We start from the raw sequence: 14,171 nt of genomic DNA, 5'->3' as shown, positions 1-14,171 counted from the left end.
CGGCTGTTCCGGATCTTGTGGGTGCGGTGACTACTGTTCGTGCTCGATCCGACGCCAGCGTGCGTGGCGGGAGCGGGGCGGACCCACCAGTTCTATCGCCCCGTTCCGCTGCAGTCGGGCGAGGGCCGCACGAACCTGAGGCTCGGTGAGGCCGGTTCGTTCGGCGATTTCGCGCCGGGTCATCGGTGTGGTCGACAACGCGGCGTACACCTGTTCATAGTAGGAAGAGCCGGAGTCGACGTCTGGGGTGCGCACGGTACCCGGCCCGAGCCGGTAGACGGCCTGGCCGCGGTTGCCTTCCTGGACGAGCAGGCCGCGCCCGCGTAGTTCCTGAAGATGCGCGGTCGCCGTCCTTGAGTCCGAGACGCCGGTGGCGGTCCGGTAGTTGACGTTTGTAAGGGTCTCACCCCGTCGGGCGAGCGCCAGCGCGCTGAACTGGGCGCGGTTCAGTCCGGAGACGTCAAGAGACGACAGCCATTGCAGTGTTTCCTCGTCCAGCAGGGTGTGATTCGGGAAGGTGACGCTGAATGTCGCGATCCGGTCGTCGAAGGTCGGCGGCTCCATGCCGGCCTCCGTCAGCGACGTGCGTATTCGGGCGATTCCTGTCCCGCGGTTCTCGCACACGGTACGGCCGGCTTCGAGCGGGGTGTCCTCCAGGAGTTTGAGCAGGACGGGGTTGCGTGACGAGGCTGGGACGGTACCGAGGCCGAGATCCCTGACGTGCAGCGGCCCGTAGAGTCCGCCCGGATTGCGGATGAGAAGGCGGTCCGGGTACAGCTCGATCTGGACCTGGGCTCCTTGCGCCGCCGGTGAATAGTCGCGATGCACGATGGCGTTGACGATTGCTTCCCGGAGTACTTCCTCCGGATATTCCCATTCGTCGACACGGAAGAGACCGGAGATGATGCTGCGTTGTTTCATGTGACGTTTCAGCATTGCGATCGTGTCGCGGACGAGGACCGGTATGGGACCGTCGATGGAACGGTTGTCCAGAAAGCGTTCCCCGCGCGGCCCCGGCACGGCGGGATCTGGTGTCGGAAAAACCGCGACGGTAACGTCGAGCTGGGGGTGATACTGCTGTGGGAAAACCCCCAACGTGAGCAGTCCGGCCATGGTCGGCCGGGGGCCGTCGTCGGTCTCCCGTAGTACGTTCAACAGTCGTAAGATCTCGTGGTCGGAGCGTTGCGAAAGTATGGGCCGTTGTTCTCGTACACGAACGAGGAAGGCTTTCGTTCGTTCCAGATCAAGGTCGTCGATCGTCGCGTCGAAGACGACGGTCGCGTCATGCTTCACCGCGGCACGGTTTTCCAGAAGGAGTTGAACTTCGTAGGCCGAGAGTTTGCGGTCTCCGTCCGCCATCCGGACGAATGACGTCTCCCATGGCGCACGGCCAGCGAGGTGGCACGGCCGCCGTTCCCTGGGGAGGGACGGCACCTGTGCCGCGAGGATCTTTATGCCGTCGATGTCGATGAGATCAACAGCGGCGGCGATTGGCGGATCCATGGATCGGCAGAGCGTGACGAAACGGTTGAGAATGAGTTCCGGTTCGGCTAGGCCGACGATGGCGAATCCCGCCTTCTCATCTATGCCCAGCAGGATCGTGCCGCCGTCGGCGTTGGAGAAGGCGCTGAGTGTCTCGTGGAGCGACGTCGGCATGCCGCCCCGCGCCCGCTTCACCTCGATCCGGTAGCTGTCGCGACCGAGTCGAATAAGATCATCTATGATCTGGCTGACCGCGTTACGGTCCATCAGGACTCCATCAGGATGCATCAGGACTCCATCAGGATGCATCAGGACTCCATCAGGATGCAAGTCTGGCAGGGATGCATGACGATTGGCGGGAGTCCGGATCCCGGTCCGCTTTGGTGGGAGTTAGCGCGCCTGCCAGAGCCGCACTGTCTTGTCGACGCCGCCGCTGGCCAGGGTCTTGCTGTCCGGGGCGAACGCCACTGAGGTCACCCAGTCGGTGTGGCCGGTCAGCGGCCCGCCCAGTGTGCGGGGTGCGCTTGGGTCAGTCACGTCCCACAGCTGGATCGTCTGGTCCTTGCTGCCAGCAGCGACGGTGTGGCCGTCCGGGGCGAAGGCCACTGAGGTCACCCAGTCGGTGTGGCCGGTCAGCGGTTCGCTCAGCTGGTGGGGGTCCTTCAGGTCGGTGACGTCCCACAGCCGGACCATCCCGTCTGCGCCGGCGCTGGCCAGGGTGTGGCCGTTCGGGGCGAACGCCAGCGCGAACACGGCGCCGGTGTGGCTGGTCAGCGGTTCTTCGCGCAGCGGGCGGGGGGCGGCCGGGTCGGTGACATCCCACAGCCGCACGGTGCCGTCGTAGCTGGCGCTGGCCAGGATGTTCCTCTCCCGGGCGAAGGCCACCGAGGTCACCCAGTCGGTGTGGCCTTTCAGCGGTTCGCTCCGCGGGCGGGGCGCGTTCCGGTCGGTGACGTCCCACAGTCGCACCGTCCTGTCCGCGCCGGCGCTGGCCAGGGTGTGGCCGTCCGGGGCGAACGCCAGCGCGAACACGGCGCCGGTGTGGCCGCCAAGTGGCCCGGTCAGTGGCACGCCGAGCAGCCGGGGTGTGGCCGGGTCGGTGACGTCCCACAGCCGTATCGTGCGGTCCCAGCCGGCGCTGGCCAGGGTGTTGCCGTCCGGGGCGAACGCCACTGAGGTCACGGCGTCGGTGTGGCCGCCAAGTGGCCCGGTCAGTGGCACGCCGAGCAGCCGGGGTGTGGCCGGGTCGGTGACGTCCCACAGCCGTATTGTCCGGTCCGCGCCAGCGGTGGCCAGCGTCAGCGTGCTGCCGTGCCGGGCGAACGCCACCGACGACACCCAGCCGGTGTGGCCGGTCAGCGGCTTGGCCAGCGGGCCGGGGATGGCCGGCGTCTGCGACGCGGGAGGGGTGGTGGGCGGGGGCGGGTGCGGGGGCGGGTGCACGAAGATGAAGGCCGCGATGGTGCCGGCGAGCGCGACCAGCAGCACTCCTGCGGCGACGCGCCAGCGCCGCCGTCGCAGCCAGGAAAGCACACGGCCGGGCACACCGCGCAAGTCCCGCTGCGGTGCGACATCCGGCGGAGTATCGGAAGGTATGTCTTTCGGATCGGACGTGGAGGCGACGTCGGAGTCAGGGGTCGGGGTCGGCTGGCCGGCGGCGGCGCGGATGTCGTTGTCGACGTACAGGCGGATCCCCGACTGGGTGATCCAGTCCGGACCGTAGGCGGTGGCGGCGGCACCAGCCAGAGCGAGTGCAAAGGTGCGCGCGGACTGCGGGCGGTGGGCCGGGTCGCGGTCCAGCGCCTGCTGGATCACCTCAGCCAGCGCGGGTGGGAGGCTGTCAATGTGGCGCCGGGCGGGTGGCGACGCGCCGGTGAGCAGCTGGCACAGGACGCTCCCGAGCGCGTACAGATCGGTGGCCGGGCTCAGCTGGCCGCCGGCGACCTGTTCGGGGGCCATGTAGGTCGGGGTGCCAGCCATCAGGGTAGGCCTGTTCCCGGTGAAGAGCCTCGCGATGCCGAAGTCGGTGACTTTGAGCAGGCCGGCGGTGTCGAACAGGATGTTGTCCGGCTTGATGTCGCAGTGGAGCACGTCTTTGTCGTGCGCGAAGGACAGCGCCGCGGCAACTGCCAGGCCGACCGCGCAGGCGGCTTCCGGCGACATGCCTGCCTGGCGGTGGGTTAGCGTCCCCCCGGCCAGCAGTTCCATGACGATCAGATGCAGGTCGTCGGTTGCAGCGTAATTATGGACTTGGACGATGTGGGGATGGTTCAGGGCTGCGAGCAGCCGCGCTTCGGTGGCGAAGCCGGTCGCATCCTGGTCATGCTTCGCGGCCAGCACCTTGATCGCATCATTGCGGTTCAGGTTGCGGTGCCTGCCAGTCAACACCTGCCCGAAGGCGCCCCTGGCCCGCTCTGCGCCCAGTGTGTAGTCGGGTAACGCGGCCGCCACCCGCGCCTGGTCAACAGTCATGTTTCGATGGCCGCGCGGTGTCTGGGACGCCTAACGGCGCATACTTTCTCATCATCCCCCCGGTGCACTGTGGCGATCCTAACCATTGCCCGCTATCGGCGATCCCGAAGGTAGGTTCCGGCCCGCCGGCGGGAGCGAGGGTTGAGCGCGAGCGGACGTGAAGGCAGGCGATCGCGTCAGAGCGCGAGGTGCAGCCGCAGGGCGTTGTCCAGCGCGGCCATCGTCGCGGGCGGGACTTCTGCGATCCGGTTGCCGATCCGATCCGCGGCCACGGCTCGTACCTGCTCGGCCTGGGCCTTCGAGTCAGCGGTGAGGCCGCAGTCGGAGGCCTTCAGTAGAACCTGGAAGGGAAACACGCGGTCGGTGCTGGACGTGATGGGTACGACGGTGACCACACCGCGGCCGGCACGTCCTGCCGCACGGTTGGCGGCGTCGTTGCTGACGATGACCGCGGGTCGGGTCTTGTTTGCCTCCGATCCTCGGACCGGTTCCAGATCGACCCAGTAGATGTCACCGCGACGCATCGGCGAGTTCGTCAGCCGCAATGGCGTCCCAGAGTTCGGCGTCCTTGGTGGCGGCCCACTCGTCCCAGGCTTCGGTGTAGGCGGTCTCGATGCTGGCCGCGCGCAGAAGCCCGACAGCCTGGTGGATGACCGCGGACCTCGACGAGTTGCTGCTCTGGGCACCGAATTCGTCGATGAAACTCACATCGTCGTCCGGCAGACTGATGCTAATTTTCATACCCCTGATGCTACCTGTCGTCCTACCGCCATGCCTACCGCCTGCCCGCTCCTGGGGGGCTCTTGCATCCGTCGTGTCACCATACGTGACACGACGATGGATGGCGCGCGATCGGTGGGGGCTTCCGGGCGACATGATCGACGTTAGTTTGTCGTTGGGTACGCTTTTTCGGCTCCCGAGCGTACATAGCGACAAACTCGCGCCGATCACAGCCTGGATGGCCGGATTACAGCCTGGATGGGCGGTTACCGACCGGAGACAGCGGTATCCGGGACGTCGGCAGGGGAGCGTGCGGTGCTCAGGTGCCCCGGGGCGTCGACCGGGTAGGGCGGGTAGCCGGGCCACCAGCGTGACCGCGCCGCCCAGACCGTCCGCCAGCTGCCCTGGTTTCCGCCTGTGCCGCGGCCGGCGCGGGCGGCGGCCATGGCGAGACCGGCCCGCAGGACCACACCCAGCGCGAGCATCGCGAGGCAGAAGGTGCGCGCCCAGCCGGTCCGGTGTGTCCGGGCGAGCGTGGTCTTGCCGGTCAGCGTGAGGATCGTCTTGTTGGCATGGTGGGACGAGGACGCGCCGCTGTGGTGGATCACGGTTGCCGTCGGAGTGATCACCGGGTCGTAGCCGGCGGCCCGGGCCCGCACCGAGAAGTCGACGTCCTCGCCGTACATGAAGTACCGCGGGTCGAGCCCGCCGAGCTGGGCGAACAGGTCCCGACGTACCAACAGCAGGCAGCCGGTGACCACCCCGACCGATGCGACGTTGTCGCGCTGCCACCCGCCGAGCGCCTCGGGGTCGAACAGGCGCGAGCCGCGCAGCGCGGTGGTCAGGCCGAGACCGAAGCACAGGTGGCTCCACAGCGTGGGCGCACCCCAGCACGAGCTGGGGTCGAGAGTCCGATCGGGCGCCAGCGTGCGTCCGCCGTACACCCCGTGGTGGGGATACTGCTCGGCGAAGGCGACGAGGCGGCCCACCGCGTCGTCGATGACCACCGTGTCGGAGTTGAGGAGCAGCACGTAGCGGCCGGTGGCGGCGCTCGCCGCGATGTTGACCGCACGGGCGAAGCCGAGGTTGGTCGGCTGCTCGATCAGCCGCACCCACGGGTAGCGCTCCTTGAGCACAGCGACGGTGTCATCGCTGGAGGCGTTGTCGACGACGACCACCTCGGTGCTCACGGTGTCCGGCGCAGCCTGTAGCGCTGCGGGACCTGCGGCCTGCGGGCGGGCGATCTGACGATCGTCGCACGCCCTTTGGCCCTGTAGCGCTCCGGGGACTAGCGAGTCCAGGCAGGCGGTGGTGAGTTCACGGGTGTTGTAGGAGATGATCAGGACAGAGACGTCGACGGCCATGCTGTCCCCCGTCCGTTGTCGCTGGGAGCGCCGGTCGCCGGGTCTGCGGTCGCCGTGTCTGCGGTCGGTTTGTTCTCAGCCGGCCCGTCTCCGACTGGTTTGCCTGAGCCCGGTTCGTCAACGGCCTGCTCGTCAACGGTCTGCTTGTCAACGGGCGGTGTTGCGGTGCTCGCGTCGCCGCGGTGGCCGACCACCCGAGCGGGTGCGCCGACCGCGATGGCATCCGGCGGCAGCGACCTGGTCACCACCGAGTTGGCGCCGACGATGCATCCGTCGCCGATGGTGACACCCGCGACGACGACCACCCGGGCGCCCAGCCAGACGTTCGCGCCGATACGGATGTCGCGTTCGTCCTTGTCCTGGTGCATGACGGGCACACCGGGCGGCGTCCGGTAGTTGGACGCGGTGACGAAGACCTCGGGGGCGAACAGCGCGTGTTCGCCGATGTCGATACGGCCGGCCGAGTCACCGGCCCACAGGTAGCAGCGTTCGCCGATCTCGGCACCGGCGCCGATGGTGATGCGCTCCCCGTTGCGAATGGAGACGTTGGGTGCCAGGCGCACCCCGGGCCCCATGGTCAGCAGGCGGCGCGGCCGCACGTGCGAGTAGCCGTAGAAGTGCGCGACCCGCAGGAGGTGGGCATAGCCCAGCGGGTCGAGTAGCGAGCGTGCCGCCCGTAACGCGCTGCTCAGGCTGCGCCCGCGCTGGTGGTCCGGCTGGTGTTGTCGCGTTCCCATGTTTTCACGTCCCCCCGACGTAGCTTGCGGTGAGCCAGTAGCTGGGCCAGCACCACCATGCCGACATAGCAGGGTATGTCGACGGCTCTGCGTGGATCTTCTCGTACCACCCGGGCCCAGCCGCTGCGGCCGTTGACGCTGGTGTCGGGCTTCGCCTCCGTCTGGCCGAGCTGGAGGTTGCCGGCATAGACGCGGACGAGTCGGTGCAGGTGGGCGCGGACAGTCCGGGCCGGAAAGATGGTGAACTCCACCCCGGGGCGGGCGGCCCGGCGCTCGTCGGCGCTGAACAGGGTGTAAAGGAAGAGATCGTCGGCGATGATCTCGGGGAAGTGCTCGAACCGTCCCCGCCCTGCTTCGTTGAGGCCGACCACCCCGGAGCCGACATGGCCGTCGCCGACGAACGGTTGGCGCATCCACAGTCGGTAGAAGCTGCGCACCGGCCAGCTGACCCCGGTCAGGTCGACGGCCAGCCGGGGCGCCGCCGCCATCGCGGCGTCCGTGCGCAGCAGATCCGCCGTCTTGAGCAGGACGTCACCGCGCACGACCACGTCGGCGTCCACGTAGAAGCGGGGGAACGACGTCACCGCCGCGTCGCCGAGATTGAGCGCCCCGGCTTTGCCTGGACGCGGTGTCTCCACCACCCGCGCCCCGGCAGCCCGGGCGAGCTCCGCCGTGCGGTCGGTGCATCCGTTGCACACCACGACGATGTCCAGGGCGCCTGCGGGCGCTCCGATGCGCAGTGCCCGCAGGCAACGGTCGATGACCGCCTGCTCGTTGTGCGCCGGTATCACCACGCTGACCGGTGCCGCGCCCGGACCGTCGTCGGCGGCAGCAGCGGCAGCAGCGGCAGCAGCGGCAGCGGCGGCAGCAGCGGCAGCAGCGGCAGCGGCGGCAGCAGCGGCAGCGGTGTCGGTGTCGGTGTCGTTGGCGGCTACGCCATCCCCGGTCGCCGGATCGCCGTCGCGTGTCAGCATGTGGCCATCTGGACACTTGACGTTACCTGGCCGGGCCGGACCTGGCTGTGTGCAGGACCCAGCAGAACCCGAGGCATCGGGTCACTCCCCCCTGACGGATATGACTCGTCAAAACCCCGGCCGATAGTAGGGGGCGTCACCCGGCGGACGTACGCCCGGGTCGGCGTGGATCCGGCGGATATGGGCGGCGCGGACGATTCCCGGGCCTGCGACAGCGACGCGTCGGGCGAGCCCGACGCTGACCCTCCTGTCCAGCACCTGGTAATCGGCGCGTTCCACCTCGTCCAGAATGCCGCTGTAGAGCCGGAACGCGGTCCCGACACAATCGCGCGATGTCGGGTGCAGCAGTCGGATGCCGGGCCTGGCAGCGCGGAAGAGCTCCCGGGCGCGGGTGATCTCGAACGCGAGCAGCCGGCGGACCGGGCCGTCCACCACACCGGCGCGCAGGTGCTGCGGGGTCACGCCGAACAGGTCCAGCGACTCCCGCGGCAGGTAGACACGGCCCCGGAGCAGGTCCTCCCCGACATCCCGGATGAAGTTCGCGAGCTGGAACGCCGCGCCCAGATCGCGTGCGTAGGGCAGGGCGGCGGGACCGGCGGCCTCCAGGACGTGCACCATCTGCAGGCCGATCACCACCGCCGATCCGTGGACGTAGGCCATCAGATCCTCCCAGGTCGCGTAGGAGGTGACGGTGAGGTCCATCGCCATGGATTGCAGGAACGCCCTGAAGTACTCAAGCGGGATGCCCCACCGCCCGATCGTGTCGATGACCGCCGGTAGCACCGATGCCGCGGCAGTGCCCCCGCCCCCGGTGCCCCCGCCCCCGGTGCCCCCGCCCCCGGGGGCCTTTCCGTCCCGCGGTGCCGCGCGCAGGCCCGAGCGCGCCTGGGCGAGAAATTCCGCACTCCAACCGTGCAGCCAGGCCGCCCGTTCCCGGTCGGGGAGCGTGGAGTCGAGATCATCGACGATCTCGTCCGCGTAGCGCGCGAACCCGTAGAGCGCATGGACATAGGGCCGTTTCCAGGCGGGCAGCAACAGGGTCGCCAGAAAATACGTGCGGCCATGGGCGGCGTTGAGCCGGCGGCATTCCAGGTAGGAGCGCCTCAACTCCGGTGTGGTAATACCGGCGGCGGTCAGCTCGCGCGCGCGCACAGTGCTGCTTTCGGGTCAGGGGAGTCGGGATGAGAAGGCCAGCGACAGCGCCGCGGCGGTCAGGCCGAGGCACAGCGACAATCCTACGAACCACATGGTGATCTCATGGAACTCGGTACGATATCCGATCGAGCTGCCGAGCCCTTGATACACCGACCGCAGTTCGTCGCCGGAGGCGGCCCGGTGGTAGGACCCGCCGGTCGTCTGGGCGATCTCGCGCAGCGCCGCCTCGTTGACCGGGACGGGAACCTGCTGGCCGCCGACGTCGAGGGTGCCGTCCGGGGTGCCGTAGGCGATCGTGTCCACCGGTATCCGGGCGCCGAGCGCGGCATCGCTGGCCTCGGCATTCGGGCGTCCCCGCTGGGTTTCACCGTCGGAGAGCAGCACGATGGCCGCCGGCGGCGGCGGCTGGCCGTCTGCGGTGACCTGGTCGCCGAGCGTGCTGATGGCCTGCAGACAGGCGAAGATGCCCTCACCGATCGCCGTGGACGGACCCAGCTGCAGGCCGCGGATGCTGGCGCGGACCGCTTCGCGGTCGGTGGTCGGCGGGACGAGAACAGCCGCGGAGCCCGCGAACGACACCAGGCCCAGGTTGATCCGTGGTGGCAGTTGATCCACGAACGACTCGGCGCCCTGTTTGGCCGACTCGAGCCGGTTGGGGGTGATGTCGATGGCCGCCATCGAGTTCGAGACGTCGATCGCCAGCATGATGGTCGCGCGTTCGCGGGGTATCCGTTCCGTGCGCGCCGGGCGGGCGAGGGCGAACACCATGGTGGCCAGCGTGAGCAGCAGGACAACAGCCGGCACATGGCGGCGCCACCACTGTGGGCGCCGCGGCAGCACGGACGCGAGCAGTCCCGCCGAGGCGAACCGGGCCGCATAGACACCCCGGCGCATCGACAGCAGGACGTAGGCCACTGCCAGGGTGGCGACCACCAGCAGCAGCCACAGCCAGTAGCCGGCGAGGAAGCTCATCGCGGCGTCCCGGCCGGTTGGGAGGTGACCCGCGGGCGCCTGCCCGCGCCGCGGCTTCGACGGGTGGTCAGGACGAAGCGGACAATGTCGGCGAGCCAGTCGGTGTCGGTCCGCAGCACCAGGTGGGCGGCACCGGCCCGGCGCAGCGCCGCGGCCACCTCGCGGCGGTGTGTCGCGGCCGCGCGGGCGTAGGACTCGCGCAGGCGGCGGGACGAGGTGGGCACGTCCAGCATCGCGCCGGTCTCGGGGTCCATGACGGTGAGCAGCCCCACCTGCGGGAGTTCCAGCTCGCGTGGGTCGATGATCTCGATGGCGAGTACCTGGTGGCGCCCGGCGAGCGCGCGCAGCGGCCGTTCCCACGACATGTCCGTCGACAGGAAATCCGAGATCACCACAGCCAGGCCGCGACGTCGGGGTGGATGGCGCAGCCCGTTCACGGCCACCGCGAGGTCGGTGGTCGCGCAGAGGTCAGGAGATCGGGCCGGGCGGTCCAGCGCGGTGCGCGGCGTCGCCAACAGGGTCCGCAGCAGGGCCCGCAGGCCGTCGCGACCGGTACGGGCGGGTAGCACCCGTGGGCCGGAGCCGGAGAGCACATACGCTCCCAGGCGGTTGCCGCTGCGTGCGGTCAGGTAGCCGACCGCGGCGACCGCGGCGATCGCGAGGTCGCGCTTTTCACAAGCCGCGGTGCCGAATTCCAGGCTGGCCGTGAGGTCGACGAGCGCCCAGGTCTCCAGCTCACGGTCGGCTATGAGGTCATGGACGTGCGGGATGGTGGTACGGGCCGTGACCGCCCAGTCCATCCGCCGGACGTCGTCGCCGACGTGGTAGGTGCGGCTTTCGGCTTTTTCCGTACCGGACCCGGGTACCAGGCCCAGATGGTCACCGAGCAGCAGCCCGTCCAGACGCCGGGTGACGGTCAGCTCGAGACGCCGCAGGGTGCGCTCGATCGCGGGATCCGCGGCGAGCTGCTTGCCGGTTCCCGACCCGGGGGAGGGCCCCACGGCGCTCACGCGGTGGTCCTCCGGCCGTGGTGTTCGGCCTGGTATCTGGCCTGCTGCCCGGTCTGGTACTCGGCGTGGTACTCGGGAAAGCCATGCGGGTTCGTGGTCCAGCGCCCGGCGTAGCCATGCTGGCGCGGAGCGACCTGCGGAGGTGTGGTGGCGGCCAGGACGCGTCCGGCGATGGCGTCCGCGGACAAGCCTTCCGCGAGAGCCTCATAGGACAGGACCAGCCGGTGCGGCAGTATGTCGAGAGCCACCGCGGCGACGTCATCGGGTACGACGTAGTCTCGCCCGCGCAGCAGCGCCAGTGCCCGTGCGGCCGCGACGAGACCGAGCGAGGCGCGCGGCGACGCGCCGTAGGCCAGGTGGCCGGCAAGCTCGGGCATCCCGAACTCGGCGGGCGAGCGGGTCGCCAGCACCATCCGCACGGCGTAGTCGGCGATCGCGTGGTGGACGAACACCTCCGTGGCGTGTTTCTGCAGCTTCATCAGGGTCCACGGGTCCAGCACACGCTCGGCCGCCGGCGGCGCCACGCCCATGCGTCGGACGATTTCGAGCTCCTCGACGCCGCTTGGATACGGTACGTTGATCTTCATCAGGAAGCGGTCGCGCTGCGCCTCCGGAAGCGGGTACACGCCTTCGGACTCGATCGGGTTCTGCGTGGCCAGCACCAGGAACGGCGCGGGCAGCCGATGGGTGACGCCGCCGAGGGAGACCTGCTGCTCGGACATGACCTCCAGCAGTGCCGACTGCACCTTCGCGGGTGCCCGGTTGATCTCGTCGGCGAGGACGAAGTTCGCGAAGACGGGGCCCAGCTCGACGTCGAAGGTTTCCCGGGTCTGGCGGTACACCCGCGTACCGATGATGTCGGACACGACCAGATCGCTGGTGAACTGGATACGCGCGAACGTTCCGCCGACCACCGTCGCCAGTGTCTGGACGGCCAGGGTCTTGGCCACTCCGGGTACGCCCTCCAGCAGACAGTGCCCGCGGGCGAGCAGGGCCACCAGCATGCGCTCGATCATGTGATCCTGGCCGACGATCACTTTCTTGACCTCGAAGAGGGCGCGCTCAAGATGATCGGCATCGGTGATCGTGTCCGGGTCGGCCAGGCTCTTCCCGCCCTGGTCGGAGTCGGATGGGACGGGACTGGGGCCGTCCGCGGTGGGCGCGGTCGCTGGAGCCTGCCGTTCGTCCATGGCCTCAGTCTCGCAGCGGATGCCGGGAATCGAGACCTGAAACGAGGGTGGTCAGCCAGTTCGAACAATGACTTAAGGGAAATCTAGGATTTCTCGCTTCACGGTAATCGGACTGGCGGTCAGCGTGGGTTGGCGATCAATTCGGTTTGCGGTCCATTCGGGTTTGTGCTCAGCGAAGTGCCCGGGAGCGGTAGGCCCGGTCCCGGCCGAGTACCCGCTCGGCGGCCAGTCGTCCCGAGATCAGCACCATCGGCACGCCGACGCCGGGCTGGGTACCGCTGCCGGTGAACACCACGTTGTCCAGACCCGGGGCCAGGTTCGACGGGCGGAACGGACCGGTCTGACCGACGGTGTGGGCGGCGGCGAACGGGGTACCGGCGGCCATTCCCCGGGCCCGCCAGTCCGCGGGTGTGATCGTGTGCTCGACCTCGATCGCGGCACCGAAGCCGGCGTACCCCCGCCGTTCAAGGGTCTCCACCACCTCGTCGCGGTAGCGTCGGGCGAGCACCGACCAGTCCAGCGGCGCGGTCAGGTTCGGCGTCGGGAACAGCACGTAGTAGCTGTGTCGGTCGGCCGGGGCCAGCGACGGGTCGCCGATCGTCGGCGTGGTGACCAGGAACGACGGGTCGCTCATCAGCTCACCCCGCTTGATGATCTCATCGAAGGTGCGCTGCCAGGCCCGTCCGAAGTGGATCGTGTGATGGGCCTGGTCGCCGAAGCCGGCGCTCGATCCGGCGAGCAGCAGGAAGCATGACGGTGAATAGCGCAGGTCGCGGACCCGCCGCGGCGTGACGGAGGTGGGCAGCAGTTCCCGGTAGGCGGTCGGAAGATCGGGGTTGAGCACCACCACGTCCGCGGCGATGCGTTCACCGGTCGCCGTGTGGACCGCGATCGCCCGCCGACCGCGGGTCTCCACCCGTGTCACGGTGGTGCCGTAGCGAAACGTCACTCCGTGTTTGGCGGCGGCCAGCGCCATCGCCACCGGAACGGCGTGCATTCCTCCGACCGGGAAGTACACCCCGGCTACCGAGTCCATGTAGGCGATCACCGCGTACACGGCGAGCGCGTCGTGGGGGGACAGGCCTGCGTACATCGCCTGGAACGAGAAGACCCGGCGGGTGCGCTCGTCGTGCAGGTACCGGGCCACCACCGCATCGAGGCGGCGGAAGGCACCCAGGGCGACCAGACGGGCCAGGGACGGCCGCACCAGGTCCAGCGGTGAGTCGATCGAGTTGTCGATGAAGTCGCGCATCTGCGCCCGGTACAGCTGTGATACGAATGCGACGAACCGGCGGTAACCGGCGGCTTCGCCCGGCCCGCACACGCGGGCGATCTCATCGGCGGTCGCGTCCGGGTCGGCGTGGATGTCGAGTGTGGATCCGTCGGGGTAGCGCGCCCGGTACAGCGGGTCGACCGGGCGCAGCTGCAGCCAGTCGTCAAGGTTCTCCCCGACGCAGTCGAAGGCGTCCGCGATCAGGTCCGGCATGGTCAGGACGGTCGGCCCGGTGTCGAACCGGTAGCCGCTCATGCGCAGCTGCCCGGTCCGCCCACCGGGGACGTCCTCGCGTTCGACCACGGTGACCTGCCGGCCGGCGCCGGCCAGCCGCAGGGCGGCGGACAGTCCGCCCAGGCCCGCCCCCACGATCACAATCCTGTCGGTCGGGCCGATGACCGTACGCATCCTGCTCCTCAGGGGATCGCCACCAGCGAGAATGTGTGGATCGCATTCGCTGACAGAACCAGTCGCTTGACGAGCAGGTCGCTCGACGAATCAGTCGCTCGGAGAATCAGTTGCTCAACGAATCAGTTGCTCACAGAACGGGGAACGGATGACAACCGTGGTCGTGGTCGGAGCGGCCGTCATCCTGTTGTGCGCGGCAGCCGGCGGCATCGCGCTGCTGTACCGGCCGCCGGCGGAGATCGGGCAGACGGTGGCGGGGGTCGGCGCCGTCGAGGTTCGACTGGCCGCCGGCCGAGTGGAGATCGCCGAGACCGACCGGGTCGACGCCCGCCTGGAGATGACCGTGCGCCGACGTGTCGGGCGGACCCGCCCGGCGCTGGCGCGCAGCGGCGACCTGCTGCGCATCGACGGCCG

General features: G+C 69.2%; 12 protein-coding genes and 1 pseudogene. 1 reads left to right on the top strand and 12 read right to left on the bottom strand.

Going from position 1 to position 14,171, the window contains the following annotated elements; genetic code table 11:
• Positions 1 to 30 precede the first annotated feature (30 nt).
• From U9983_RS05865 to crtI, 12 genes are all read right to left on the bottom strand, one after another.
• Positions 31 to 1,749: an ATP-binding protein gene (locus U9983_RS05865; protein WP_322753040.1), complete on the bottom strand. Its 1,719-nt coding sequence runs from the start codon at positions 1,747 to 1,749 to the stop codon at positions 31 to 33.
• A 123-nt stretch (positions 1,750 to 1,872) separates the two neighbouring features.
• Positions 1,873 to 3,954: a serine/threonine-protein kinase gene (locus tag U9983_RS05860; protein WP_322753039.1), complete on the bottom strand. Its 2,082-nt coding sequence runs from the start codon at positions 3,952 to 3,954 to the stop codon at positions 1,873 to 1,875.
• 176 nt (positions 3,955 to 4,130) lie between these two features.
• Complete coding sequence (locus tag U9983_RS05855; RefSeq protein ID WP_322753038.1) at positions 4,131 to 4,478, bottom strand: type II toxin-antitoxin system PemK/MazF family toxin; 348 nt, start codon at positions 4,476 to 4,478, stop codon at positions 4,131 to 4,133.
• Complete coding sequence (locus U9983_RS05850; protein WP_322753037.1) at positions 4,465 to 4,695, bottom strand: ribbon-helix-helix domain-containing protein; 231 nt, start codon at positions 4,693 to 4,695, stop codon at positions 4,465 to 4,467. Before U9983_RS05850 ends, U9983_RS05855 begins: the two co-directional genes overlap by 14 nt.
• 245 nt (positions 4,696 to 4,940) lie before the next feature.
• Entirely contained in the window at positions 4,941 to 6,038 is a 1,098-nt protein-coding gene (locus U9983_RS05845) for a glycosyltransferase family 2 protein (RefSeq protein ID WP_322753036.1), read from the bottom strand.
• Complete coding sequence (locus tag U9983_RS05840) at positions 6,014 to 6,775, bottom strand: acyltransferase (RefSeq protein ID WP_322753035.1); 762 nt, start codon at positions 6,773 to 6,775, stop codon at positions 6,014 to 6,016. The genes U9983_RS05845 and U9983_RS05840 overlap by 25 nt, the downstream gene beginning before the upstream one ends.
• Entirely contained in the window at positions 6,727 to 7,749 is a 1,023-nt protein-coding gene (locus U9983_RS05835) for a glycosyltransferase family 2 protein (RefSeq protein ID WP_322753034.1), read from the bottom strand. Before U9983_RS05835 ends, U9983_RS05840 begins: the two co-directional genes overlap by 49 nt.
• Positions 7,750 to 7,857: 108 nt before the next feature.
• Positions 7,858 to 8,901 (bottom strand): phytoene/squalene synthase family protein, encoded by a 1,044-nt coding sequence (locus U9983_RS05830; RefSeq protein ID WP_322753033.1) that lies wholly within the window; start codon positions 8,899 to 8,901, stop codon positions 7,858 to 7,860.
• 15 nt (positions 8,902 to 8,916) lie between these two features.
• Positions 8,917 to 9,876, bottom strand: a complete 960-nt coding sequence (locus tag U9983_RS05825; RefSeq protein ID WP_322753032.1) for a VWA domain-containing protein — start codon at positions 9,874 to 9,876, stop codon at positions 8,917 to 8,919.
• Complete coding sequence (locus U9983_RS05820) at positions 9,873 to 10,886, bottom strand: DUF58 domain-containing protein (protein ID WP_322748142.1); 1,014 nt, start codon at positions 10,884 to 10,886, stop codon at positions 9,873 to 9,875. Before U9983_RS05820 ends, U9983_RS05825 begins: the two co-directional genes overlap by 4 nt.
• Positions 10,883 to 12,076 (bottom strand): MoxR family ATPase, encoded by a 1,194-nt coding sequence (locus tag U9983_RS05815; protein WP_322753031.1) that lies wholly within the window; start codon positions 12,074 to 12,076, stop codon positions 10,883 to 10,885. The genes U9983_RS05820 and U9983_RS05815 overlap by 4 nt, the downstream gene beginning before the upstream one ends.
• A gap of 169 nt (positions 12,077 to 12,245) precedes the next feature.
• Positions 12,246 to 13,757 (bottom strand): phytoene desaturase family protein, encoded by a 1,512-nt coding sequence (crtI, locus tag U9983_RS05810; protein WP_322753030.1) that lies wholly within the window; start codon positions 13,755 to 13,757, stop codon positions 12,246 to 12,248.
• 148 nt (positions 13,758 to 13,905) lie between these two features.
• Here crtI and U9983_RS05805 point away from each other — a divergent pair.
• Positions 13,906 to 14,171 (top strand): annotated as a pseudogene (locus tag U9983_RS05805) (hypothetical protein); the annotation flags it as partial.

Source organism: Protofrankia sp. Cas3, from assembly GCF_963555955.1.
In the GTDB taxonomy this organism is placed as follows: domain Bacteria; phylum Actinomycetota; class Actinomycetes; order Frankiales; family Frankiaceae; genus Protofrankia.
This window is presented reverse-complemented; position numbering and strand designations above follow the sequence as displayed.

Coding starts and splice junctions, on each gene's coding strand:
- U9983_RS05850 (WP_322753037.1), bottom strand. CDS start 4,695: ATGAAAATTAGCATCAGTCTGCCGGACGACGATGTGAGTTTCATCGAC.
- U9983_RS05835 (WP_322753034.1), bottom strand. CDS start 7,749: ATGCTGACACGCGACGGCGATCCGGCGACCGGGGATGGCGTAGCCGCC.
- U9983_RS05825 (WP_322753032.1), bottom strand. CDS start 9,876: ATGAGCTTCCTCGCCGGCTACTGGCTGTGGCTGCTGCTGGTGGTCGCC.
- U9983_RS05845 (WP_322753036.1), bottom strand. CDS start 6,038: ATGGCCGTCGACGTCTCTGTCCTGATCATCTCCTACAACACCCGTGAA.
- U9983_RS05860 (WP_322753039.1), bottom strand. CDS start 3,954: ATGACTGTTGACCAGGCGCGGGTGGCGGCCGCGTTACCCGACTACACA.
- U9983_RS05840 (WP_322753035.1), bottom strand. CDS start 6,775: ATGGGAACGCGACAACACCAGCCGGACCACCAGCGCGGGCGCAGCCTG.
- U9983_RS05815 (WP_322753031.1), bottom strand. CDS start 12,076: ATGGACGAACGGCAGGCTCCAGCGACCGCGCCCACCGCGGACGGCCCC.
- crtI (WP_322753030.1), bottom strand. CDS start 13,757: ATGCGTACGGTCATCGGCCCGACCGACAGGATTGTGATCGTGGGGGCG.
- U9983_RS05855 (WP_322753038.1), bottom strand. CDS start 4,478: ATGCGTCGCGGTGACATCTACTGGGTCGATCTGGAACCGGTCCGAGGA.
- U9983_RS05865 (WP_322753040.1), bottom strand. CDS start 1,749: ATGGACCGTAACGCGGTCAGCCAGATCATAGATGATCTTATTCGACTC.